The organism is Pedobacter zeae (assembly GCF_014196715.1).
In the GTDB taxonomy this organism is placed as follows: domain Bacteria; phylum Bacteroidota; class Bacteroidia; order Sphingobacteriales; family Sphingobacteriaceae; genus Pedobacter; species Pedobacter zeae.
The window spans coordinates 1,581,194-1,606,962 of sequence record NZ_JACIEF010000001.1 but is presented as its reverse complement, the minus strand read 5'-3'; the positions used below and the strand labels follow the sequence as shown (position 1 = coordinate 1,606,962).

Genomic DNA, 25,769 nt, shown 5'->3' with positions numbered 1-25,769 from the left:
ACTTCACCGGCCATCACTACCAATAAAAATACCCCTGTTAACGGAAACATTACGGCAAGTGATGCAGACGGCGATCCACTTACCTTCACGGTAACCACGCCTCCTGCACATGGTACAGTGGTGGTTAATCCTGATGGAACCTATATCTACACTCCGGCAAACAACTACAGTGGTACGGATGTGTTCACGGTAACCGTTAGCGATGGTAAAGGTGGTACGACTACGATAACCATTAACGTAACCGTTAACCCGACGAATGTTGCTCCTGTTGCCACTTCACCGGCCATCATCACCAATAAAAATACCCCTGTTAACGGAAACATTACGGCAAGTGATGCAGACGGCGATCCGCTTACCTTCACGGTAACTACGCCTCCTGCACATGGTACAGCAGTGGTTAACCCTGATGGAACTTATACCTACACTCCGGCAAACAACTACAGTGGTACGGATGTGTTCACGGTAACCGTTAGCGATGGTAAAGGTGGTACGACTACGGTAACGATTAACGTAACTGTTAACCCGACGAATGTTGCACCTGTTGCCACTTCACCGGCCATCACTACCAATAAAAATACCCCTGTTAACGGAAACATTACGGCAAGTGATGCAGACGGCGATCCGCTTACCTTTACGGTAACCACGCCTCCTGCACATGGTACAGTAGTGGTTAATCCTGATGGAACTTATACCTACACTCCGGCAAACAACTACAGTGGTACGGATGTGTTCACGGTAACCGTTAGCGATGGTAAAGGTGGTACGACTACGGTAACCATTAACGTAACCGTTAACCCGACGAATGTTGCTCCTGTTGCCACTTCACCGGCGGTTACCACCAATGAAGATATTCCGGTTAATGGAAACATTACGGCAAGTGATGCAGATGGCGATCCGCTTACCTTTACGGTAACTACACCTCCTGCACATGGTACAGTAGTGGTTAACCCTGATGGTACTTATACATACACACCAGCTGCAAATTATAACGGTACAGATGCCTTTACGGTAACCGTTAGCGATGGTAAAGGAGGCACGGTAACCGTAACTGTTCCGGTAACCATTAACCCTGTGAATGATGCGCCTGTTGCCACCGCAACAGCCATTACCACACCACAAAATACAGCGGTAAATGGAAACATTACGGCAAGCGATGCAGATGGAGATCCACTTACCTTTACGGTAACTACGCCTCCTGTACATGGTACAGTAGTAGTAAATGCCGATGGTACCTATACTTTTACCCCAACTCCTGGTTATGTGGGTAACGATACATTTACTGTAACTGTAAGTGATGGCAAGGGGGGTACCACAACGGTAACCATTCCGGTAACGGTAACTTTGGTGCCGGCACCAGCAATGAGCTTAACCAAAGTGGCCACCAACACAGTGAGCAAAGCAGGTGATGTAATTAATTACAACATTGTGGTAACCAACACGGGTAATGTAACATTAACAAATGTTGCCATTACCGATGCAGGTGCCGATCCGGGGTCGATCTTACCGGCCGGTATTGCAAGTCTGTTGCCAGGTGCAAGCGTAACGGTTACAGCGAAACATACTGTAACTTTAACTGAAGTAAATACAGGTTCGTTTACCAACCAGGCTTCGGCTACTGCCCAAACACCAAATGGTGGTACTTTAAATAAACCTAAATCAGATGATCCGAATACACCGGCTCTTGATGATGCTACAGTAACGGTAATTGCTCCGGCATCAACCATTACTTTGGTTAAAACGGGTACCTTAAGCAGTGATGGTAATAGCATTACTTACAACTTCAGTGTAAAAAATACCGGAAATGTTACCCTGCATATCATTACTTTAACAGATGCCAAACTGGGCTTAAACAGGGTAATTCCTGGAACACTGGCACCGGGTGCAACTGTAACCGATAGTTACGTGTATCAATTAACCCAGGCCGATAAGGATGCAGGCAAAGTGACCAACACGGCTGGTGTTACCGCTCAAACACCGGCTAATGTTACGGTGAAAGATGTATCCGGAACGGCCGAAAATAACGATACACCAACCATTACCGTAATTCCGAATACAGGCGCGATAGCGCTGGTTAAAACGGCCACATTTAGCGGTAACAAGGTTACTTATACCTTTACCATTAAAAACACAGGTTCGGTTACCTTAAATAGCATTACTTTAACAGATGCTAAGCTGGGCTTAAACAATAAGATGATTACTGTTGCCGGCGGACTTGCCCCTGGTGCAACTACCACTGATGTTGAAGTATATACTTTAACCCAGGCAGATAAAGATCTGGGTACAGTAACCAATACCGCAAGCGTAAATGCCAGAACAGCTGATGGTACTAATGTTTCTGATATTTCCGGAACATCAGAAGGCAATAATTCCGCTACGGTTATTACGGTGCCTAAATCGCCAAGAGCAATTGATGATGAAGGAGGTACCGTAGTCAATAAACCGGTTACCATTAATGTACTGGCTAACGATGATCCGGGAAATTCTACTCTCGATCAGTTAACGGTAGAAATTATGATTCAGCCTAAACATGGTAAAGTAACGGTAAATATTGATGGTACCATCACCTATACACCGGATCCGGGCTATACCGGCAATGATACCTTTAGCTATCGCGTAAGGGATGCTTTCGGTTATTATACGAATGTAGCTGCAGTAACCTTAACCGCTAATTTCACTGGTCTTACTATACCTAACCTGTTTACGCCAAACGGTGACGGCATAAATGATACCTTCGAAATTTTGGGCATTAATCAATACCAAACCAACGAACTAACCATTGTTAACCGTTGGGGCAACGAGGTATTCCGTGCCAAAGGTTACCAGAATAACTGGACAGGCGAGGGCTTAAACGAAGGTACTTACTACTATTTACTGCGTGTTAAAAAGGCAGGAAGTGATCAGTACGAAGTGTTTAAAGGTTACATTACATTAATCAGAGCATTTAAAAAATAAGGTATGAGGCTTTGTACAGTCTGGTTTACCCAGGCTGTACATTAAGATATTAAGATGATGAATAAATTAATAGGATTAATAGCGGGCTGTTTGATTTTGCTTTCTCATATGGCATCAGCCCAACAGGATGCCCAGTATAGCCAGTACATGTTTAATGGCATTTACATCAATCCTGCCTATGCAGGCTATAAAGAAGTGTTAAATGTGCACAGTTTTTACCGTAGCCAGTGGACAGGTATTACGGGTGCACCCAGAAGCATGTCGCTGGCGGTTGATGCCATTGCCAACAGCGGTAATGTAGGTTTGGCGCTTCAGGTGGCCAGCGATAAGCTTGGTGCGCAGACCAACCTGAGTATTTACGGCAATTATGCTTACCGCATCAGGATGAACGACGATGGCAGCTCGCGCCTTGCTTTGGGCCTTGGGGTGGGGATGGTACAGCTGGGTATAGACGGTTCGCTGTTAAACCCCAATAACCCCGAACCCAATCAGCCCGTAGGTATGCAGAGCACCATTGTACCCGATGCCAGGGCAGGGGTGTACTTTGCCAACGATAAATATTATGCGGGGTTTTCGGCCGATAACCTGATCGCTACTTACATCAATATCGACCGCTATGCTTTTATCCCTCAGCCTAAACCCCATTATTATTTAACAGCAGGTGCTCTGTTCCCACTTTCTGAAGATTTCCAGCTTAAGCCTTCTTTTTTATTGAAAGATGACCGTGGTGGTCCTACAAGTTTGGATCTAAATGCCTTTTTAATGATCAAAGATTTTATCTGGATCGGTGGTTCATACCGTACAGGAGTAAAATTGTATGATAAAAGTTATTTGCAGCGCGATCTTACCCCTCGAAATTCCGCGGTAGCCGCGATACAGATTTTCCCATCCGAAAAAATCAGGATCGGTTATGGTTACGATTTCTCCATCGGTCCGTTACAGGGTTATAGCAGTGGCACGCATGAGATCTCTATTGCATATTCTTTCATCAGACAGAATATCAGGCTGGCCACACCGAGGGTGTTTTAAACTAACTATATTCAGTATTTTTGACTAACTATCCAAACAGCATAATGAAGAAACTTCTAATAGGCACCTCACTTTCTGCATATTGTTTATTCCTGTTCAGTTTTTCGGCAAGCGCTCAGTATGTATTAAAAGATGCCGATAAACAATATGAGCTGTTTAATTACAGCAAAGCAATAGATTTATACGAGCAGGCCTATAAAAAGAAAGCAACGCTGCATACCGCCGAACGTTTGGCCAGTGCCTATAACTTGGTTTACAACTATAAACAGGCCGAAAGCTGGTGTGCTATTGCAGCCAAAATGCCTGGTAGTGGTCCCGAAAATATTTTAGCTTATGCCAAAGCCTTGCAACATAATTCAAAGTATAGCGAAGCAAAAGTACAGTACCTGGATTACATTGATAAAAATAAAAATGTAACAGAAAAGCAGCGTGCGGTTTGGCTTGCCTCTTGCGATTCGGCATTGAAATGGATCAGAAATCCGAAGAAAATCGAACTGATCAACCAAAAAGCGTTAAATAGTGCGCAGTCTGATTGGGGTGCAGTTAATTATCAGGGAGGAGTTGTATTGACTTCCGATAGATCAGATATTGATTTAAACACCCGGGAAAGTAAACCATTTTTAAAATTCGACGGAACAAAAGAACCCGATAAAAAAGTATACGGCTGGACAGGTAACGGATACCTGAAGCTATACATTAAACCTTCACCAAACGATAGCCTTCAGTTGTTTCCTGTAAAAACAGGTACCAGGTATCATATGGGTTCGGCAAGTTTTACCGCCGATGGAAAAACGATGTATTTTACACTTACCCGCATCACCGATGAACTGGAGCGTTTAAAAAAACAACCAACAACGGTTAATGTGGAGATTTTTAGCAGTACAAAAGGTGCCAACGGCGTTTGGGGCGAACCCGTTTCATTTACTTATAACAATGTGAACCAGTACTCTGTAGGCGATCCTTTTATCAGTGCCGATGGAAGTAGCCTTTATTTTGCTTCGAATATGCCAGGGGGACTGGGCGGAACTGATATTTATGTTTGTCTTAAAACAGATGGCGGTGCATGGGGCAAGCCGATTAACCTGAAAGAAGTAAATACCGAAGGCAATGAACGCAGTCCGGTTTTTGATGAAAAGGATAACTTTTACTTTTCCAGCGATGGTAGAGTTGGAATGGGTGGGTTAGATGTTTACCGCGCTTTAAAAGAAAAGGGCAAAATAGGCCAGATCGAAAATATGGGTTATCCTTTTAACTCTCCGCACGATGATTTTGGCTTTAGTTTAAACGAAAAAGGAGGTATCGTGTACCTTTCCTCCAACCGCGAAGGTGGTTTAGGCAGCGATGATATTTATACCATCGATCAGAACATGATCCTCGCTTTCAAATTAGAAGGCAGGGTAGTTGATAAAGGCAGCAGCCAGCCCATTGCAGGTGCGTTAGTAACACTGGCAAAGGTAAACGGTATGGCCTTAAAAACCGAAACCGATGAGAATGGTAATTATGCCTTCAATTTAGCCAAAGAATCTGAATACCATGTATCAGCAGAGAAAACAAACTACAGATCTGATGTGAAAAGTCTTACAACCATTGGTTTAACCACTTCAGCCGTACTGACACAAAATCTGCAATTGGAAGCTATTGTGATCGATAAAGCAATTAAGCTCGAAAATATCTATTACGATTTCGATAAATGGAACATCCGCCCGGATGCGGCAGCGGAACTGGATAAATTGGTTAAAATCATGATCGATAATCCAACCATCTGGATTGAATTAGGTTCGCATACCGATAGCCGGGGTAAGGATAGTTACAACCTGAAATTATCGCAAAAAAGAGCCGAATCTGCTGTAGAATATATCATTTCGAGGGGTGTTGATAAAAATCGCATCACGGCAAAAGGATATGGCGAAACCAAGGTATTAAACCAATGTACCAACGGAGTAAACTGTACTGAAGAAGAGCACCAGCTCAACCGAAGAACCGAGTTTAAAATTGTAAAGCAATAACATAACTATAAAGAAATCCTAATATTTTTAATGCCTCCGGTATAAACCAGAGGCATTTTTTATGATACGCCCTCGTTACCCTGACCTGCGAAGCGAAAAGTCACGAATAAACCTTACCGCCGCGCCTGTGTCCTCACAAACTATCCTTTCTTCCATAGCTCTTTTCAGCCCTAAAAGCCTGCGGGATCCTGGCTTGCTTTAACAGCTGGTTTTATAATATGTTTCATGCCCAATATGGTGAATATTGATTTGAGGTTAATTTCTTAATAAAAATAAAAAAAACTAAAATTGTTAGTATTTTGTTTAAAATAAATGAAGTTTTAAATTTAATTAAACTAAAAATATTAGTATTTTTGATTGTCAATCCCATTAAAACAGCAATGGAAAAAGAAAGGCAGATTATTCATATGGATCAAGATGCATTTTTTGTGTCGGTAGAAATCAGGAAAAATCCCAAACTATTGGGCAAACCCGTCATTATTGGTGGTGGTGGCGATAGGGGTGTAGTGGCTTCGTGCAGCTATGAAGCCCGGAAATATGGTATCCATTCGGCAATGCCCGGCCGAACAGCAAAGCTGCTTTGTCCGCAGGCCATTTTCTTAAGGGGCGATATGGAAGAATACTCACAGGCTTCGCACGAGATTACTGAAATCATCGCCGATAAAGTACCACTTTTCGAAAAAGCCAGTATTGACGAACATTATATCGATATGACCGGTATGGACCGTTTTTTTGGCTGCATGAAATTTGCTTCCGAACTCAGGAAAACCATTATTAAAGAAATGCGCCTGCCCATTTCTTTTGGTTTATCCATCAATAAAACGGTGGCCAAAATTGCAACCAATGAATCAAAGCCGGCCGGCGAGCGGCAGGTTACTTATCCGGAACTGCGGCCATTTCTCGATCCCCTGGCAATCCATAAAATTCCGGGTATTGGTCATGCCACCTATAAAAAACTGAGCGAAATGGGGGTGAGGCAAATCCTTACCCTTACACAAATCCCGCAACAGCTGATGTTTAAAATACTGGGACAACACGGACTGAGTTTATGGCAAAAGGCAAACGGGATCGATCTGGCACCTGTGGTACCTTACCGCGAAAGAAAGTCGATCGGCACACAGGCTACTTTCGAAAGCGATACCATGGATATGGCTAAACTCAAATCGATCATTACCGGCATGGTAACCGGTTTAACTTTTCAGCTGCGCAACCAGAAAAAACTAACGGCCTGTATTACTGTAACCGTGCGCTACACCAATTTCGAAACCGTTACCCAGCAGGAACGGATTCCTTACACCTCGCTCGATTCTTTCCTGATCAGCAAAGCCCATAGCCTTTTCGAAAAGGTTTATACCAAAAGGATGTTACTGCGTTTGGTAGGGGTAAAACTGTCGCATTTGGTAAGCGGTTATGAGCAGATGGGCTTATACCACATTGCCGAAGAAGAATATAGCCTGTACCAGGCCATGGATAAGGTTCGCAATAGCTATGGAGCTGAGGCGGTGGTAAAGGCCTGCATTGTAACCCAGCCACCCCGCGATGAAAAAGGGAAAATAATTAAATACGATCCGCGGAAAAAGAAAATGCTGATCGAAAATGCTGCTGAAGAAGAACAGGAAATAAGAAAACACTCAAAGATCAGAAGTTTTATGAGTGAAAAGGGAACTGTTGGAACTAAATCTTACGACTGATGTTTTTGAATGTCCATTCTTCATATAGCTTAAAATATGGTACACAAAGTATTAGTGAACTAATTGCTACTGCACGGCACCTGGGCATCCGTCAAATGGTACTTACCGATATCAACAATTCGACCGGGGCGGTAGAGTTTATCCGTGAGTGCTATAAACAGGGAATAGCCAAAGAAGCTGATGAGGTACACAAAGGCAATATTCCATATCAGATCAAACCGGCTGCAGGTATCGAATTCAGGATCGGTTACAGGCTATTGTATGTAGGCATTGCTAAAAACAGGGAAGGCATGCGCGAACTCAATGAGTTTTTAAGTTACCATAACATATACAACATTCCGCTGCCCGAAAACCCACCCGAAATGGAACATGTGTATATCATTTATCCTTTTCAAAAAACTTTCAGCCAAGCGTTAAAAGCAAACGAATATGTAGGTATCCGTGCCAAGCAGCTTAACTTTTTATATCAACATCCGCTTTTAAAGCAGAAAGATAAACTGCTGGTCTGGCATCCCGTTACTGTAAGTGATAAAATTACGTACCGCCTGCACGAATATTTTAGGGCCATAGAACTGAATACCTTACTCAGTAAAGTACCCGGTGAGCAGAAATGCGATCCCGATGAATTCCTGATTCCTGAAGCCGAACTTACCCGGCAGTTTGAGCGGTATCCATTCATTATTCAAAACACGCAGCAATTATTAGACAGTTGCAATTTGAGTATATATTTCGAAAATAGCCCGGTGCCTTCATCTAAAAACAAGTTTTATTATACCGGTACGTTGGATGGCGATAAGAAAATGCTGCGCGAACTGGCCGAAACCGGCCTTAAATACCGCTATGGCGAAAATAACCCGGAGGCCGTTCTCCGACTGGAGAAAGAACTGCGTATTATTGAACTCAAAAATTTCTGTGCCTATTTCCTCATCACTTACGATATTGTAAACTACGCCATAAACACCTGTGGTTTTTACCACGTGGGCCGCGGATCGGGAGCAAATAGTATGGTGGCCTATTGTTTGCGTATTACAGATGTAGATCCTATCGATCTCGATTTATACTTTGAAAGGTTTTTGCACGAGAAACGGACCAGTCCGCCTGATTTTGATATCGATTTTTCATGGGACGAGCGCGAAACGATCCAGCGTTATATTTTTGAACGTTATCCCAAAGGGCATGTGGCTTTTCTGGGTACCATGAGCACTTTTAAAGACCGTGCCATTATCCGCGAAATTGGTAAAGTAATGGGCTTGCCCAAAGCGGAAATCGACAGTTTTACCGACCCGACCAAAGAAAAAGAAAACCTGAAGGATAAAACCTACCAAAAGCTGCTAACTGTGCACCATTACATGAAAAATATGCCCAACCAGCGTTCCATTCATGCCGGTGGAATTTTGATTTCGGAAGAGCCCATCACGTATTATACCGCATTGGATATGCCGCCTAAAGGTTTTCCCACGGTACAGTGGGACATGTACGAAGCCGAAGCCATTGGGTATGAAAAATTCGATATTCTGAGTCAGCGGGGCATTGGCCATATTCGGGAAGCCGTGCAGCTGATTCAAAAAAACAAAGGGAAACCGATTGATATACACGATTTTCCAACTTTTAAGAATGATGCCAAATTGAACAGGATCTTAAAAGAGGGGCAACCTATAGGTTGTTTTTATATCGAATCGCCTGCCATGCGGCAACTGCTTAAAAAACTAAAATGCGATAATTACCTCACCCTGGTGGCCGCCAGTTCTATTATCCGTCCGGGGGTGGCCAGTTCGGGCATGATGAAATCGTACATCGAGCGTTACCATGCACCCGATAAGGTGGTGTACCTCTGTGATGTAATGAAGCAGCAACTGGCCGAAACCTACGGTGTAATGGTTTACCAGGAAGATGTGATTAAAGTATGCCATTATTTTGCGGGCCTTGATCTGGCAGATGCCGACGTCCTGCGCAAGGCCATGAGCGGTAAGTACCGGTCTAAACTCGCTTTCGATGAGCTGGTAAATAAATTTTTTGCTTCAGCACGTAAACAAGGGCATGCTGAAGAACTGATTACCGAGGTATGGCGGCAGATTTCCTCTTTTGCAGGTTACAGCTTTTCGAAAGCACACTCCGCTTCTTTTGCTGTAGAAAGCTACCAGAGCCTGTACCTCAAAACTTATTACCCCATGGAGTTTATGGTTGCCGTACTTAACAATTACGGTGGTTTTTACAGCAGGTGGGTGTACGTTAACGAATTGCAGAAAACCGGGGCAAAGGTGTATTTACCATGTGTAAACCACAGCGATGAAGTGGTGAATATACAGGGCGAGGAGGTTTACCTGGGTTTTATCGGCATTCAGGGGTTGGAAGAAAAAAATATCAAGATTATTCCCGCCGAGCGCAGGGTCAACGGACCTTACCTCGACCTGGAAGATTTCGTAAAACGGACCCATATTTCGTTAGAACAGGCCATTATTTTAATTCGTCTGGGCTGCCTGCGTTTTACCGGCAAAGACCGTAAAACCCTGCTTTGGGATGTGCATAATTACCTGGGCTTTAAACAAAAGAAAGTAAATGCAGCTGAGCTTTTTAAACTGAGCTATAAAACTTACCAGTTGCCCGAGCTGGCAGATTCGGAGCTGGAGAATGCCTATACCGAATTAGAACTGCTGGGTTACCCGCTGAATCATAAAATGTTCGATTTTCTGAAAACCAGTTATCGTGGCGATGTAATGGCGGCCGATCTGCATAGGCATCTGGGTAAAACCATCAGGATGGTAGGGAATTACGTGTGCGAAAAAACAGTGCATACCATTAAAAATACCAAAATGTGGTTCGGTACATTTTTAGATGCCAACGGTGATTTTTTTGATACCACACATTTTCCCAATACAACGCCCATTTACCCTTTTAAAGGTAAGGGCTGTTACCTTATTTTGGGTAAGGTAGTTGAAGATTTTGGTTTTCAGAGTATTGAGGTGCTGAAATTTGCCAAACTTGATATTCAGTTAAACCCAGTAGCGATCAATTGAAAAATTAACGATATGAATTTAAAACTTAACAGGGATTGGTACTCGGTAGTTATTTACCCTCAAGCCAAAGTTATTGATGAAATAGCAGTGATGAAAGATAAGTTTGCCGCTAAAATTGGATGGTTTGCCAGCAGGAATTCAAAAGCGCACATTACGGTCGTTGTGTTTATGGCAGATCAGTACGAGCTTAATTTTTATATCGAACAGATCGAAGAATTTTGCTACACTCAGAAACAGCAGGAAGTAGTTTTTGATCAGTTAAGTTTGTCGAAATTTAGTCGTGCAATTGTTTTGCTCCCAAACGATTTATCCAAAGCTTATTTAACTGATCTTTTAAAGAGGCTTAGAAAACAACTTAGAACAAGCCAGACCATAAATGGCAGCAATGCCCATATTTCGATTGGCCGTGAGTTAAGTTCAGCTCAAATTGAACTGGCCGAAAATTTATATGATCAGGTTAGTTTAAAGTTTAACTGCGATACAGTTGCCATACGGAAGTTTAACGAAACTAAAAGGCAGTTTGAAGTAATTAAAACCTTTAAATTTTTAGAAAATCCTTTAATTGATACTCAATATTTACTGTTTAACTAATATTTTTAAAATCATGAGCCCGAATAATTTTGCTAATCGGCTCATGATCTGGCTTTTTTTTGAACCGAATAATATTTTGTGTAAGCTGGTGTGTTTCCGTGTATAATCAGCCTGACGATTCTATCGTTTATCAGCCTTTTCAGCAACATAATTTCTATATTTAAACCATGATCCACTTTAAAGCAGAAATAGAACGTTTCGAAACCATGGGAGAAAAAACCGGCTGGAGCTATGTATTTATCCCAGGAGTTTTAGCTAACGAAATTAAAGCCGGTTGTAAAAAAAGCTTCAGGGTTAAAGGTAAAATAGATGAAATCGAGGTTTCGGGACTGGCTACCATACCCATGGGGGAAGGCGATTTTATTATTGCTTTAAACGGCACTTTACGCAAAAAACTCAGAAAAGAAGCCGGTGCAGCCATCGAGTTGTCTCTGACGGAAGATAAAGACTTTAAAATTGAAATGCCCGAAGATCTCGAAATCTGTTTATCAGAAGAAGAGCACCTGATGCAGAATTTCTTAAAACAGCCCAAATCACACCAAAACTACTACATCAACTGGATCAATCAGGCCAAAACAGAACCCACCCGAACCAAAAGGCTTGTTATGACGGTTAAAGCAATGGATAAAGGGCAGGACTTTGGCACTATGATTCGTGAATCACAAGGTAAAACCTGAGTGAGGAAAGCTTGGTTGATGGTTCATGGTTGGATAATGCAGGTATAGCCATCTATCAATTGTCAACTCTAAACTATCGGCTATAATTCCTGAACCAGCTGTTCACTTTCATCTGGATTACACCCAAAAAAGCTTCCCTGAAAATACGGGTACTCATTTTTGAAGTGCCTTCAGTGCGGTCGGTAAAGATAATGGGTACCTCAACCACTTTAAATCCGAATTTTATTGCGGTAAATTTCATTTCAATCTGAAAGGCATAACCTACAAATTTGATTTTGTTTAGCGGAATGGTTTCCAACACGATTTTGCGGTAGCATTTAAAACCTGCAGTAGCATCCTGGATGTTAATCCGGGTAATAAAACGAACATACATCGAAGCAAAGTACGACATTAAAACTCTGCCCATAGGCCAGTTCACCACATTTACGCCTTTAACATACCTGGAGCCTATTGCTACATCAGCACCATTTACACAAGCTTCACGCAGGCGGGCCAAGTCGTCCGGATTGTGCGAAAAATCGGCATCCATTTCAAAAATGTAATCGTAATTTTTTTGTAATGCCCAGTTAAAACCATAAATATATGCCGTACCCAAGCCTTGTTTGCCCGAACGTTCTTCAATAAACAAATGGCCTTCGTATTCGTCTTGCAACGATTTTACAATTTCAGCAGTTCCATCAGGAGAACCGTCATCAATAATTAACACATGAAAAGGTTGTGTTAAAGAAAAAACCTTTCTAATGATTTTTTCGATGTTTTCCTTCTCGTTATAAGTGGGAATGATGACTAGACTATCTGACACGTTTGTTCTGGTTAAGCTTTTGTGATTTGTATGCGTTATGCTGTGCCTGTTTATATTATGCACTTTGCTTTTAATTTGCGAAAGTAAATATTTAATATGAAACCTTTATGAATTTTCATTAATTCGAGATAATTCGTTATACTGAACTTGTTTCATCGCCTATCTCGTGAGCTAACTTTTCGAATAGCACTAATTATTTCCCGATGATTTTTATGGATCACCACAGATTAAGCTTCTGTTGGTCCGGATTTATAATCCGGATCATTGCTTTACAGATTTGTAATCTGTTTATGCTGTTTAGGAGGATCACAAATCCTAAGTTCTTAAGTCGGGATTGTAAATCCCGACTAACAGTATTTATTTTTAGCTTTTCAGCAAATCCTTTGTTTCTAAACCCGATGGGCGTTTAAAGCCTGCGGACCGAAGCATGGAGGCAAGGGCTTGAAGCAAAGAGCGGGAGAGCGGGCTGCCAGGAGCATGAACCCTTTCATTTCCAACACATCATAATTATCCCTCTTTTTAAAACGCATGAAATACATGCCTAAAAGCATTGCCCCTCTGAGCCTCCGAACGACAAAGAAATTTACCTTACCTCCTGCATTAATCTTTTAACCAGTTGCGAGAAAATAATCAACGCCAATCCCGCAATTAAAGAATATAAGGCCAATGCCTTGTACCCCTCTGTATAAGCTATTAATTTGGTCGTTAAGGAAGCGTTATCAATACTCGACATTTCTGCACCCAGTTTACCTGCGGCCAGCTGGCCAAAGGCACTTGATAAAAACCAGAGTCCCATCATCATTCCGAACATTTTTTTAGGCGAAAGTTTGGTAATGATCGACATTCCAATGGGGCCTAAACAAAGTTCGCCCAGGGTTAACAACAGATAAGCCAGCGTAAATACATTTAATGAGCTGATCCCTTGTGCATTTGCAAAGAAACGGGTGGCATAAAATACATAAAAACTCAGGGCCAGCAGGAGGAAGCCAATACCGAATTTAACAACAGTATTGGGCTCAATTTTGCGTTTATATAAACCTAGCCATAAAATGCCCACTATCGGACTAAAAACAATAACAAAGAAAGAGTTTACGCTATTGTTTACCACATTGGGGTCGATATTAAAAAACAGGATTTTATGGTCGAGGTTATCTTTGGCAAATAACGATAGTGAACCACCGCTTTGCTCAGAAATGGCCATAAAAATGAAATAACAGAAGATAAACACAAATGCTGCAAGCAGTTTATACTGTGCCTTTTTATCATTTATTTTAAAAGTCTCATATAGAAAGTAAATCAAGGCAATTATTCCGATGGTATACATAAAATAATCGGTAAAATCAGTGTTTTTTACCATGATGTAAATGAGGGGGATGCATAGGATAGAACCTGTATATACCGAAATTTCGGCTACTTTCTGCCTGGCTTTTTTAAGGTGCAGCAAAGGTGAAATACCAATTGGCCCTAAATATTTTTTGGTAAAAATAAAGGTGCCTAAACCAAACATCATAACCAGGGCAGCCGATAAAAAGCACAGGTGCCAGCTGTAATATTTACCTAAGTAAATACACATGGCTCCACCCAACAGGCCGCCTACGTTAATGCCTGCATAAAATAAGCCATAGCCGGCATCCCGCCGGTTATCTTTCTCATGGTAAAGTTCGCCAACCATCGATGAGATATTGGGTTTAAAAAAACCTGTGCCAATAATGGAAAGCGTAATGCCAATATAAAATAAATCATGTGGGGAGAAAGCCAGGATCAGGTTACCGATAATCATTAACGAACCACCCCAGAAAAGTGATTTACGAAAGCCCAAAATCCTGTCGGCAAAAATTCCACCGATAAAAGTAAATGCATATACAAATGCCTGGATAGCACCATATTGTAAGTTCGACTGCTGATCGCTAAGACCAAGCTGATCGACCATAAAAAAGGCCAGTACACCCCGCATACCGTAAAAACAAAAACGTTCCCACATTTCTACCAACGACAGGTGCCAAAGCTGTTTAGGGTATTTGCCCTCAAAGTTCTGGATATCTTCTATTGAAACTGTTTTTTCCATGAAATCGGTTAAAAATTAAAAGCCCGATCAGGAACCGGGCTTTATTTAAATTTATTTTTTTGCTGTTAATGAACACCATGCATCCATTTGCGTAATAACGGGCTTAATGCAAACATAATTAAACCTGCCACAATTGGGATAATGGTAAATATTAAGAAAAATGTTGAGATAGAATAAGCGGAACTGATTTTATCAATCAGCGATCCGGTAGCACCAGCAAGGTAATTTCCGATGGCAGTACAGGTGAAAAACACACCAAACATTAAACCAACCAAATTAGCTGGTGCCAGCTTGCTTACATAAGATAAACCTACCGGAGAAATGCATAGCTCACCCACGGTATGGAAGAAGTAAGCAAAAACAAGCCAGAACAGGCTTACTTCTGCCGAAGTAGCACCTTGTGGAATCGCCGAACCACCATAGGCCAAACCTGCGAAACCAATGCCAACGAATATCAGACCAAATCCGAATTTTACAGGGCCGCTGGGATTAAACCTGGTTTCCCAGATTTTTGAAACGATAGGCGCTAAAGATACAATGAAGAAGGAGTTAAGTACGCTGAACCACGATGCAGGTACTTCAGTGCTTACAGAAGCCAGCTCACGGTCTACTTTCCAGATAGCCAGTACCCAAATAATGGCAAAGCTCAATAAAGTAAATAAAATCGTTGCCGGGTATTTTTTAAAGATTTTCTTCGCTAAAGAGAAGAGCACGAAAGTTACAGCTACCAGGGGGAATATGGTAAGGATACTATCTACCCATTTAAAAGTAGTTGCTGCACCGCCAGTTAAATTTCTTAATGTATAATCTTTGGCAAAAATGGTCATCGAACCACCTGCCTGTTCAAATACCATCCAGAAGAAAATGGTGAAAATCGATAAGATGGCAATAACCCATAAACGCTGGCTTCTTACTTTTGCTGGAATTTCTTCTACCGTTGGGTCAGCTTTTTCAACCGCTTTGGTTTTATCTACAGATGCACCAATTACCCCAAATATTTTTTGGCCAAAATAGAATTGCAGCATACCGAAAAGCATAAAAACACCTGCTAGACCAAAACCGTAGTGCCAGCCTACTTTTTCGCCGATGTAACCGCACATTAACATACCGATAAAGGCACCCGAATTAATACCCATGTAGAAAATGGCATATGCACTGTCTTTTTTATCGCTGATGGGAGGGTAAAGTTTACCTACAATTGAAGAGATATTTGGCTTAAAAAATCCATTACCCACAATCAGTAACAGTAAGCCGAGGTAGAAAAAGTTGTTGCTAAAACCTTCAAGTGCCATAGCAGCATGGCCAAGGGTCATAATAAAAGCGCCGATGATAACAGCTTTCCGGTAACCTGTAAATCTATCGGCAATTAAACCACCCAATATTGGTGTAAAATACACTAAACCAGTGTAGATAGCGTAAAGCTGCAGGGCTTCAGGCCGTGGCCATCCCCAGCCATTTTTACTTAAATCGCTAACCAGGAACAAGACCAATATGGCCCGCATTCCGTAATAGCTAAATCTTTCCCACATTTCGGTAAAAAAGAGCACAAAAAGGCCTACCGGGTGGCTAAATAATTTTTCTTTGGATACACCTTGACTTTCTAAATGGAGATCTAGCTCTTTATCATGGTCAATACTAATGGTTTCATTAGATTTTTGCATAAAACAATTGTTGGTTTTAGTTTATGAATTCAGAATTTGTGTGTTGTTTAAGTTAGTTTAGCAGGCGCAATATAGTCAGTGGATACCAAACTCACAAATTTTTAAATGAGGTATCAGGTAATGAAGCTGTTAAGTTTTGTTAAAAATTAAAACTTCCGGATGGGTTTAACATTTTTCTTCGGATCTGCGTAAAGCTCATCGTTCGAATTTGGGTCGTTGTTTAGTGTGAGCTCTTCCTGTAATTTTAATTTACCACCAATAATTTTGAAACCATCAAAAGTGCCGTCCGATCCGTAAAATTCGAACTTATCTTTTACTTCCGGATCAAAAGAAGCCAGGTGGTCGAATACAATCATCCCAGCTTTTACATCGGTTTTAAGCATCATGGCATTCGATTTGGCATATTCAAATATGAGCCTGTTTTTTCCTTTCAGTTCTTTTCCGTCAAAAACAGGTGCTCCAAAAACGGCATTATCCTTATCAAAAGAAAGGATCTCGATTACTTTTTTGGTGGTAGCCTGCGTATTTCCTTTCCAGCCCAACAATACATAATACGGCAGGCGGTTTCCGCTGGTTACGGGTATAATTTCGTAATAGCGCGCACCAAACCATTTCTGATTGCCGGTAATGGCATTCGGATCGTTCATGTTCTCGGTTTGGTCGATTAATGGATAAAGTTTTAACGGGCCATTTTGGGTATTCATCTGGATGGCACCATAGTAACGGTAGCTGCCATTTGCGAGCTGCACATACCAGGTTAAGGTTCTGAAGGCCTTATCTGGCGATTTGATTACCGAAACATTTTTTAACGAATCGAAAGGATAGGCAAAAGAATGAGGTGTTTTTAAGGCTTCAACTAATAGTTTAACAAATTTACCGTTAATTTCGAGCTTCTCATTATCGCTTAATGCAGTTCCTGTAGCTGTAGAGATTTTGATCAGCGAATCCTGAAAAACATCGAGTTTATTCGGCGTTTGTTGCGCTTGTACATTAAAGCCCGGCAAAAGAATAAATAGCAGGAAAAGCAAATTAAGGTTCTTCATTATCATGCCCGATCGGATTTTTTAAGCTATCCCTTTAGTTATGCTATCTTTTCTATAACCAGTGCACTGGCACCACCACCACCATTACAAATGCCTGCCACACCGATTTTGCCATTGTTTTGGGCCAGTACCGAAAGGAGGGTAACCACAATTCGGGCACCCGAAGCACCCAGCGGGTGGCCCAACGATACTGCACCACCATTTACGTTTACCTGGTTATCGTTTAAACCGAGCAATTGGTTATTGGCAATAGAAACCACAGAAAAAGCCTCGTTAATCTCGAAGAAATCTACTGCTTTAATATCAATACTGGCTTTGTGTAAAGCCAGCGGAATTGCTTTTGAAGGGGCTGTGGTAAACCATTCCGGTGCCTGCTGTGCATCAGCATAGCTTAATATTTTAGCCAGGGGTTTTATACCCAGTTCTTTGGCTTTATCGGCACTCATTAAAACCAGTGCAGCAGCACCATCGTTCAGGGTAGAGGCGTTTGCAGCTGTAACCGTTCCATCCTTTTTAAAAACAGGTTTCAGTGCGGGTATTTTATCAAATTTTACTGCTGCAGGCTCGTCGTCGGTATCAATTAACGTCACGTCGCCCTTGCGGTCTTTTACTTCTATGGCAACAATCTCGCCTGCAAATTTTCCGGCAGTTTGTGCTGCCTGTGCTCTTTTGTACGAGTTGATAGCAAAATCATCCTGCGCCTCTCGTGTAATTTTACATTCTGTGGCGCAAAGCTCTGCCGCCGATCCCATGTGGTAATCGTTGTAAACGTCCCATAAACCATCTTTTACCAGTCCGTCAGTCACTTGCCCATGGCCTAAGCGATAGCCATTCCTGGCTTTATCGAGGTAGTAAGGCACATTGCTCATGCTTTCCATGCCGCCGGCTACAATAATATCGTTATCACCACCGGCAATGCTTTGGGCTGCAAGCATAATGGCTTTGGTACCCGATGCGCATACTTTATTAACAGTAGTAGCCGGTAAATCGGGTAAACCTGCAAATTTTGCGGCTTGTGTAGCCGGTGCCTGACCTAAATTAGCCGATAAAACATTGCCCATATATACTTCCTGAATCTGTTCGGGCCTTAAACCCGCTTTTTCTACAGCCGCTTTAATGGCAAAACCACCAAGCTGGGTAGCAGAAAACTGGGCTAAAGTACCACCAAAACTGCCAATAGGCGTTCTAACAGCCGATACGATTACAACTTCTTTCATGTAAACTAAATTTTTATGATTTTTGGTTAGGCCGCTAAGTTAGTTAAACCTTACAAGGTTTAAAAATAACGTATAAAAAATGATTTTAGCACGCTGATAACAATAAGTTTTGGAAAGCAGGACCTGTAGTGCTTGGGGTTGTTCCGTCCTGCTGTTCGCTGTAGCCCTCATGCTTCGGGGCTGCCGCTGCCATCAGGTTTAATTAACCTGGGCCGGGGGCTTAGGCCGTTATTAAAACCCTATCAGGTTTTGAAAACCTGATAGGGTTAGCTCGATAGATTCGCGTTAGGGATTGTAAGGGTTCAGTGCCGGTTCTTCACCGGTACCGGAGCGAAGCGCAGCCCTGCAAAGCCCGACCCTTGCGCAGCTTGGGTAACGCCCAAATCATTTAACCGTTGGCAGTTTGCAATTTTATTCCTCTTTAGCTTTTCCCTTTTTTCTTGATTTTACAGCCTGCGTAAGTAAAAATTCGATCTGCCCGTTGGTGCTCCTGAATTCATCTGCAGCCCAGGTTTCTACTTCTTTTAGTAAAGCAGGACTAATTCTTAATACAAAAGCTTTTTTATCTTTCTCCGCCATCTTTATTGTATTGCCTGTATAGTGTATCTGGTCTTCAGATTGATAAGAAACATTTCCATTTCATCTATTCTGTTAGAACTAAACAAAAGTTTTTTGCCGTTTTTTAATTCCAGCTGTAAACCCTTGTTTTTATCGTTTAAAATATATGCCTTATCATTAAATTTAAACCAAAGCCTGCTTTTAACACCGTAACCACCATAATCACCAAAAGCATCATATTTGGTAATATAGGTTTTCTCTATTTCATCCCACTTAAGGTGTTTTAATTTAGCTTTGAAAGGAAAGTAACGATAAAAGATACCTTCCTCGTTAATGCGTAATGTTAAAACATTTTGCTGGATGAGGTAAATAATAGCAAAAGGTAGGAGTACAGCCCAAAAGGGTGCGAAATAAACGGCTTTTAAAGCTGTAAAGCTCATACCTCCTTTGTCAAAAAGTACAATGCTAAGCACGATTACGGCATCCACACCGATAATAAGGTATAGCCACCATAATTTTAAATGCTGTTTCTCCTCAAATTCCATTTGTGCTTAATTATATAAAGTACCGGTATTGACCACGGGTTGTACATGTTTGTCGCCGCAAAGTACAACCAGTAAATTGCTTACCATCGCTGCCTTACGTTCTTCATCCAGCTCCACAATTCCTTTTTGCGATAGTTTTTCCAAGGCCATCTCCACCATACCTACGGCGCCTTCAACAATTAATTTACGGGCTGCAATAACTGCTGTTGCCTGCTGGCGCTGTAACATGGCACTGGCAATTTCTGGCGCATAAGCCAGATGCGAAATCCTGGCCTCTAAAACTTCGATGCCGGCGCGCGATAAACGCTCATTCAGTTCATTTTCTAACAGCTCGCTCACTTTCTCTGCACCATCCTTTAAGGTAATGGTTGTTTCTTCGCCCTCGGCATGGTCGTAGGGGAAAATGTTGGCCAGGTGCCTAACGGCGGCTTCACTCTGTATGTTTACGTATTGCATATAATTCTCAACCGAAAATGTGGCCTTAGCAGTTTCATTTACTTTCCAAACTACCACTGCCGCAATTTCAATCGGGTTGCCCAGTTTGTCGTTAACCTTTAGCTGCTGTCCGTTTAAATTGTTTGCTTTTAACGATACCCTTCTTTTTCCTGTTAAGGGGTTTACCCAGAAAAATCCATCGGCCTTTACTGTACCAATGTATTTTCCGAACAGCGTGAGGACCATCGATTGGTTCGGATTGATGATTAAAAAACCCGGAAATACCAGGAATATATCTATTGCCAGTAAAATTCCTCCCCAGAGAAAGCTTTCTGAAACAAAACAGAAAATAGAAGCACCCAGCAATGCCAGGCATAGTGCAAATGTTAAATAACCCGATGGCGGGCTGATAATTTTTTCTTGATACATAATTGATATTAATTTGATATCATAAAGTAAACTATAAAATCTGATAACTGCAAACAAAACCCACAAAATTTATATTCGATAAAAATGTTATTTTTGACAATACAATAATTATATCGTTTTGGCTAAGATCAAGAGAAATTCCCATAAGATCCTTTACCGGAAGTATTCATCAAACTTAAAATACGTGATGATGATATTTACCGTTTTTATCATTACGCTGTTTCTGCCCAAACAACCCCGGTTTAGGTATGAGTTTGAAAAAAATACGGTATGGAAAAACAAGGACCTCATTTCGCCCTTCAGTTTTGCTATTTTAAAAACCAATCCGCAGGTTAATGCCGATAAGAAGAATGCATTAAAAGATATCTTGCCCGTTTACCAATTTGACCGGGGCATTACAACAAATGCCTTGGAGGAATTTGCCAACGAATTTGATGTGAAATGGAAATCTAAGCAACTTAACCCAAAAGATAGGGATATATATAAAAGTGCATCCTATAAATTGCTGGAGCGTATTTACGAGAAAGGGATTATCAGTTTAAATGTGAAACATCAGGCAGGAGGGAAAAACTATGATTTTTCTTTACTTGAAAATAATGTAGCCCAGGAAAAAAATACACAGGATGTTTTTACTGCAGAATCGGCCCTGATCTTTTTTAAGGATAATTTTAAAGCTCCTAACCAGGTGATGGGCGATCTGGTAGCCAATCTGGCCATTGATCATATTACCCCGAACATTGTATTTGATGAGCGGTTAACCCAAACCATACAGGATAATACCGTGAACAATATTTCTACCACAAAAGGCATGGTGCAAAAGGGAGAACTTATTGTAGCAAAGAATGATGTTATTGATGAGGAAATTTATCAGAAATTAGAATCTTATAAAGCCACCTATGATGCGCAGACCAAAACCATTGGCAGCAGGGCACTGGTTTACCTGGGGCAGGTAGTACTGGTTGGATTTATAATCACCATTTTAATGTCGTTCCTTTTCCTCTTCCGGAAGGATATTTTTGCCGATAACCGCCAGCTGTCGTTAATCCTGATTGTAACCACAGGGATGTTACTTGCATTAACCTGGGCCATAAAAATGGAAATCCCGAGTTTATACTACATTCCGTTTTGTGTGGTACCCATTATCATCAGGATCCTGTTTGATACGCGTTTGGCACTTTATCTCCACATGCTGGTGATTTTAATTGCCGGTTTCTTTGTAGCCAATAGTTTCGAGTTTGTATTTTACCAGGTTACTGCGGGCATGGTTGCCATCTTCAGTATAAAAAACTTTGTTAAGCGCGAGCGGTTCCTGGTTTCGGCATTGCTTATCCTTTTGGCTTATTTTGTTTCATTTGTTGGTATTGCCCTGTTACGTGAAGGATCTTTCCGCGAAATAGAATGGATGAGTTTTATCCCTTTTATTTTTAGTGTACTCTTATCTCTTTTAGCTTACCCGTTAATTTACCTGTTCGAACGTATTTTTGGTATCACATCAGATGTAGCTTTAATTGAGCTCACCAATACCAACAACAGGTTGTTAAGGGAACTTGCCTTTAAAGCACCCGGAACGTTTCAGCACTCCTTACAGGTGGCTAACCTGGCAGAAGCTGCCATATTTAAAATAGGCGGTAATTCGGTGTTGGTAAGGGCAGGGGCCTTGTACCACGATATTGGTAAGGTAGATAACCCGCAGTATTTTATCGAGAATCAGAATACAGCTGTTAGCCCGCACGATAAGTTACCTTATGAGCAGAGCGCACAGATCATCATTCAGCATGTGCATAAAGGAATTGAGATTTTAAGAAAGAACCAGATTCCGGAAGCGATTATTGATTTTATCAGGACTCACCATGGAAACACGCGGGTTGATTATTTTTACCAGTCGTTTTTGAAAAATTCGCCTGAAAAATTCGTCGATGAAAATATTTTCCGCTATCCCGGACCGATCCCTTTCAGCAAAGAAACCGGTGTGTTAATGTTGGCAGATTCGGTGGAAGCGGCCTCAAGAAGTCTGAAAAATCCCGATGCACAGAGCATAAATGACCTGGTTGAGCGCATAATCAACTACAAATTGGAGCAAAATCAGCTTGATGACTGTGATTTAACCTTAAAAGATATTGAAACTATCAAATTGATATTCAAGACGATGCTGATGAGTATCTATCATGTGCGCATAGATTATCAACAAAATTTGTAATTTTTTTTTGTTGGATAACTTGTTTTACTATATTTGCAGACCTCAAAACAACGCTGGTAGGGCGGAAAAAAGAGGATAAAAGGTGAGGTGCCTGAGAGGCCGAAAGGAACAGTTTGCTAAACTGTCGTACTGGTAACGGTACCGCGGGTTCGAATCCCGCCCTCACCGCTGAAATAAAAAAAAGTTGGTAAATAGATGGAAAAACCCAATAAAATCCATATCTTTGCCATCCCTTAGAAATAAGGTTAAAAAGGTGATACCAAAGTTCGGGATGTAGCGTAGCCCGGTATCGCGCCACATTTGGGATGTGGAGGTCGTAGGTTCGAATCCTGCCATCCCGACTAAAAGTTCAATCCACTTTATAACAGGATTAAAAAAAAGACCGGTACCAAGTTCGGGGTGTAGCGTAGCCCGGTATCGCGCCACATTTGGGATGTGGAGGTCGTAGGTTCGAATCCTGCCACCCCGACTTTATCAGACAAGACAGTTTTTTACTGTCTTGTCTTTTTTTTGCTCAGAATCGACCTCCAGACTGCTTACACCAATAAATTTTTACAGTTTTTTCTCTTTTCTACTACTACTTTGTAGATAAGTAGGTAATAGACTTCGCTGTACAATAATATTTTGCTTGGTCGTCTGCCAAATTTTCACCACACATCAACTCAGTCTTAAAGAAGTACCTCAGGGATTAATTTATAGCTCCCTTTTGTATTTGGCGCCTGCCCTGCGCAGCATGTCGTGGTAATTTTGATATCTGGCTTCTATAGCAGGTCCTTTATTACGGGCAATGTGGAGGTTGATATAGTCGGGCAGGGTCATTTCATCGTATTGGTCTATTTTGTTCAAATAGAGTTTCTATTTAATGGCGTCCTGCAAGAAATCTTCGAATTTTTCGGCTACGGCATATTTTAAAACATTCGTAATGGTGCAAAAATACAGGAGTGAGGGGGCTGCTTCAGCTCTAAGCGGTTAACAGGTGTGGGTAAAGCTCTTAAAGCCAGATTAAAATATACGTTACGAAATACACGTTAATCGCAAATATTTTATAGTTTCGTGATGAAAGCAGAATGAACAATAGTCGCGTACATACGGATCAAGAGCTTTTTGAAGCATTGAAAGGAGGAGAAGTTAAGGTCTTCAATGAAATTTATGAACGCTACTTTGGCTTGTTGTATCGACATGCTTACCAAATGCTCCGTGATCGTGTACAGGCTGAAGACGTTGTGCAAGATACATTCCAGATGTTACTGGAAAAGTGTAATGAGCTGGAATTGCGGCATTCCCTAAAAGCCTTTCTGTATTCCAGCATTCGATTTCGTATTTTAAAACAATTCAGGCATAACAAAGTGGTAGAAAACTACCTGTCTACAATTATGGCACTTTCTGAAAGTACCGTGCAAACCATCGATATCTACATCGAAGAAAAGGAGTTGGCAAAACGTATTGAAGATGGGCTTTCCAAACTTCCATCAAAAATGCGACAGATATTCGAACTCAGTAGAATAGATGAATTATCCTATAAGGAAATCTCCGAAAAACTGAACGTAACCGAACACACCGTTAGAAAACAGATGAGTAATGCCTTAAAAATTATGCGCAGCTCATTTAAAAACAGCTTTATTCTATTTTTTTGAAAAATTAATACTTCTGCATTACACTATTCTGTATTTCGCGGTTCATACGTATACATCTACCCAGAATAAATACGCATGAACAAACAGCAAGCTGCCGAATTATTAGATAAATACCTTTCAGGTGAATGTACTACTGAAGAATATGGTATGCTCATACGAGCCTATAATAAACAGGCATTATCTGATAATATAGAACCATCTGATGATGAGTATTACGCCAGTAAAAAGCGCATTTTTGATCATCTTCAAAAGAAAAACCCAGCCATCCTTCCAGCAAAAATTGTGCGTTGGCGCCGTATTGCCGTAATGGCGGCTGCATCTGTTCTATTTGCAGCTTTCATTTATTTCTTCAATACTTCCGATCCTGCTGTTTACACGAAAAATACCAAATCGCCGATTGCGCAGCACGACGTGGGGCCGGGCGAGAATAGGGCTAAGCTCATCTTGAGCAATGGTAAAACCATAGATCTTAGCAATAAAAAGAGTGGAATAGTGGTTGGGAAGGAGTTGACATACGATGATCACAGTGCTGTTCTGACGGAACAGGAAGAAAGCTTGTCAAATACCACACTTATCGCTTCAACCCCCCGCGGTGGCACCTATAAATTTACGCTTCCGGACGGAACAGCAGTGTGGTTAAATGCCGATACGAAACTTTCCTTTCCTTATCGTTTTAGGGGCACAAAACGCGAAGTACAGTTAGAAGGAGAAGCGTATTTTGAAGTTTCGAAAGACCGGTCAAAGCCTTTTATCGTGAAAACCTCGAACCAAAAGGTAGAAGTATTGGGAACACATTTCAATATCAAAAGTTACGGTGATGAAGCTGAAGTCAAAACCACTTTGCTAGAGGGAAGTGTGGTGGTAACACCGGATTTTGGTGCCGGAAAAATCTTATCGCCAGGCCAACAAGCAGTGCTCAGCGATCAAAAACTCAGCATGGCCTCAGCAGACATAAATAGTGTTGTTGCTTGGAAAAACGGTGATTTTTTCTTCAGCGGACAAAATATTGAAGAGGCGATGAGAACAATTTCACGTTGGTACGATGTGAAGATCGAGTATGGGGCAAAGCCTAAAAATATCCGTCTGGAGGGGGAAGTGTCTAGAGATAAAAAGCTGTCAACTATCCTGAAAGTGCTCGAAAAAACCAGCGGCAATAAATTCAGTATTTCCGATAAGAAAGTCATTGTTGAATAATAACATCCATAGAGTAAATTTTGAATAGA

Annotated in this window: 19 protein-coding genes and 3 tRNA genes; 13 read left to right on the top strand and 9 right to left on the bottom strand. The window is 41.5% G+C overall.

Going from position 1 to position 25,769, the window contains the following annotated elements; all coding sequences use genetic code 11:
- The 7 genes from GGQ60_RS06625 to GGQ60_RS06595 form a co-directional block, all read left to right on the top strand.
- A partial coding sequence (locus tag GGQ60_RS06625) for an Ig-like domain-containing protein (protein ID WP_183761150.1) occupies window positions 1-2,952 on the top strand: 2,952 nt, incomplete at its 5' end.
- Between the two features lie 54 nt (window positions 2,953-3,006).
- Window positions 3,007-3,981: a PorP/SprF family type IX secretion system membrane protein gene (locus GGQ60_RS06620; RefSeq protein ID WP_229685102.1), complete on the top strand. Its 975-nt coding sequence runs from the start codon at window positions 3,007-3,009 to the stop codon at window positions 3,979-3,981.
- 44 nt (window positions 3,982-4,025) lie between these two features.
- Window positions 4,026-5,987 (top strand): OmpA family protein, encoded by a 1,962-nt coding sequence (locus GGQ60_RS06615; RefSeq protein WP_183761148.1) that lies wholly within the window; start codon window positions 4,026-4,028, stop codon window positions 5,985-5,987.
- A 380-nt stretch (window positions 5,988-6,367) separates the two neighbouring features.
- The gene (gene dinB / locus GGQ60_RS06610) at window positions 6,368-7,678 is read left to right on the top strand and encodes a DNA polymerase IV (protein ID WP_183761146.1); all 1,311 of its coding nucleotides are present in this window, start codon (window positions 6,368-6,370) and stop codon (window positions 7,676-7,678) included.
- The gene (locus GGQ60_RS06605; protein WP_183761136.1) at window positions 7,678-10,692 is read left to right on the top strand and encodes a DNA polymerase III subunit alpha; all 3,015 of its coding nucleotides are present in this window, start codon (window positions 7,678-7,680) and stop codon (window positions 10,690-10,692) included. The genes dinB and GGQ60_RS06605 overlap by 1 nt, the downstream gene beginning before the upstream one ends.
- Window positions 10,693-10,704: 12 nt before the next feature.
- Window positions 10,705-11,283, top strand: coding sequence for a 2'-5' RNA ligase family protein (locus GGQ60_RS06600; protein WP_183761134.1), 579 nt, complete (start codon window positions 10,705-10,707; stop codon window positions 11,281-11,283).
- A gap of 167 nt (window positions 11,284-11,450) precedes the next feature.
- A complete protein-coding gene (locus tag GGQ60_RS06595; RefSeq protein WP_183761131.1) occupies window positions 11,451-11,960 on the top strand; it encodes a YdeI/OmpD-associated family protein in 510 nt (169 codons plus the stop codon).
- A 73-nt stretch (window positions 11,961-12,033) separates the two neighbouring features.
- Here the strand turns inward: GGQ60_RS06595 and GGQ60_RS06590 are convergent, their stop codons facing one another.
- The 8 genes from GGQ60_RS06590 to GGQ60_RS06555 all read right to left on the bottom strand — a co-directional run bounded on the left by GGQ60_RS06590 (window position 12,034) and on the right by GGQ60_RS06555 (window position 20,715).
- A complete protein-coding gene (locus GGQ60_RS06590) occupies window positions 12,034-12,762 on the bottom strand; it encodes a polyprenol monophosphomannose synthase (protein WP_183761129.1) in 729 nt (242 codons plus the stop codon).
- Window positions 12,763-13,345: 583 nt separating this feature from the next.
- On the bottom strand, window positions 13,346-14,827 hold the full coding sequence (locus GGQ60_RS06585; RefSeq protein WP_183761127.1) for a peptide MFS transporter: 1,482 nt from the start codon (window positions 14,825-14,827) through the stop codon (window positions 13,346-13,348).
- A 65-nt stretch (window positions 14,828-14,892) separates the two neighbouring features.
- Window positions 14,893-16,488 carry a peptide MFS transporter gene (locus tag GGQ60_RS06580; RefSeq protein ID WP_183761126.1) on the bottom strand — a complete coding sequence of 532 codons (1,596 nt, stop codon included), beginning with the start codon at window positions 16,486-16,488 and terminating at the stop codon, window positions 14,893-14,895.
- A gap of 146 nt (window positions 16,489-16,634) precedes the next feature.
- Window positions 16,635-17,531 carry a hypothetical protein gene (locus tag GGQ60_RS06575; protein ID WP_260300581.1) on the bottom strand — a complete coding sequence of 299 codons (897 nt, stop codon included), beginning with the start codon at window positions 17,529-17,531 and terminating at the stop codon, window positions 16,635-16,637.
- 38 nt (window positions 17,532-17,569) lie between these two features.
- On the bottom strand, window positions 17,570-18,748 hold the full coding sequence (locus tag GGQ60_RS06570; RefSeq protein ID WP_183761122.1) for an acetyl-CoA C-acyltransferase: 1,179 nt from the start codon (window positions 18,746-18,748) through the stop codon (window positions 17,570-17,572).
- A gap of 411 nt (window positions 18,749-19,159) precedes the next feature.
- Entirely contained in the window at window positions 19,160-19,327 is a 168-nt protein-coding gene (locus GGQ60_RS06565) for a type II toxin-antitoxin system antitoxin (protein ID WP_082018483.1), read from the bottom strand.
- Window positions 19,328-19,329: 2 nt separating this feature from the next.
- Window positions 19,330-19,851, bottom strand: a complete 522-nt coding sequence (locus tag GGQ60_RS06560) for a hypothetical protein (RefSeq protein ID WP_183761119.1) — start codon at window positions 19,849-19,851, stop codon at window positions 19,330-19,332.
- 6 nt (window positions 19,852-19,857) lie between these two features.
- Window positions 19,858-20,715 (bottom strand): SPFH domain-containing protein, encoded by an 858-nt coding sequence (locus GGQ60_RS06555; RefSeq protein ID WP_183761116.1) that lies wholly within the window; start codon window positions 20,713-20,715, stop codon window positions 19,858-19,860.
- A 190-nt stretch (window positions 20,716-20,905) separates the two neighbouring features.
- On the opposite strand from GGQ60_RS06555, the gene GGQ60_RS06550 reads away from it, so the two are divergent.
- From GGQ60_RS06550 to GGQ60_RS06535, 4 genes are all read left to right on the top strand, one after another.
- Window positions 20,906-22,912, top strand: a complete 2,007-nt coding sequence (locus GGQ60_RS06550) for an HD family phosphohydrolase (RefSeq protein ID WP_183761338.1) — start codon at window positions 20,906-20,908, stop codon at window positions 22,910-22,912.
- 81 nt (window positions 22,913-22,993) lie between these two features.
- A tRNA-Ser gene (locus GGQ60_RS06545) sits at window positions 22,994-23,080 on the top strand.
- A gap of 99 nt (window positions 23,081-23,179) precedes the next feature.
- Window positions 23,180-23,253 (top strand) — tRNA-Pro (locus GGQ60_RS06540).
- 54 nt (window positions 23,254-23,307) lie between these two features.
- Window positions 23,308-23,381 (top strand) — tRNA-Pro (locus GGQ60_RS06535).
- A 224-nt stretch (window positions 23,382-23,605) separates the two neighbouring features.
- On the opposite strand, the gene GGQ60_RS06530 is transcribed toward GGQ60_RS06535, so the two are convergent.
- On the bottom strand, window positions 23,606-23,758 hold the full coding sequence (locus tag GGQ60_RS06530; RefSeq protein ID WP_183761113.1) for a hypothetical protein: 153 nt from the start codon (window positions 23,756-23,758) through the stop codon (window positions 23,606-23,608).
- A gap of 221 nt (window positions 23,759-23,979) precedes the next feature.
- On the opposite strand from GGQ60_RS06530, the gene GGQ60_RS06525 reads away from it, so the two are divergent.
- Window positions 23,980-24,546 carry an RNA polymerase sigma factor gene (locus tag GGQ60_RS06525; RefSeq protein ID WP_183761109.1) on the top strand — a complete coding sequence of 189 codons (567 nt, stop codon included), beginning with the start codon at window positions 23,980-23,982 and terminating at the stop codon, window positions 24,544-24,546.
- Between the two features lie 75 nt (window positions 24,547-24,621).
- The gene (locus GGQ60_RS06520; RefSeq protein ID WP_183761106.1) at window positions 24,622-25,740 is read left to right on the top strand and encodes a FecR family protein; all 1,119 of its coding nucleotides are present in this window, start codon (window positions 24,622-24,624) and stop codon (window positions 25,738-25,740) included.
- Window positions 25,741-25,769 lie beyond the last annotated feature (29 nt).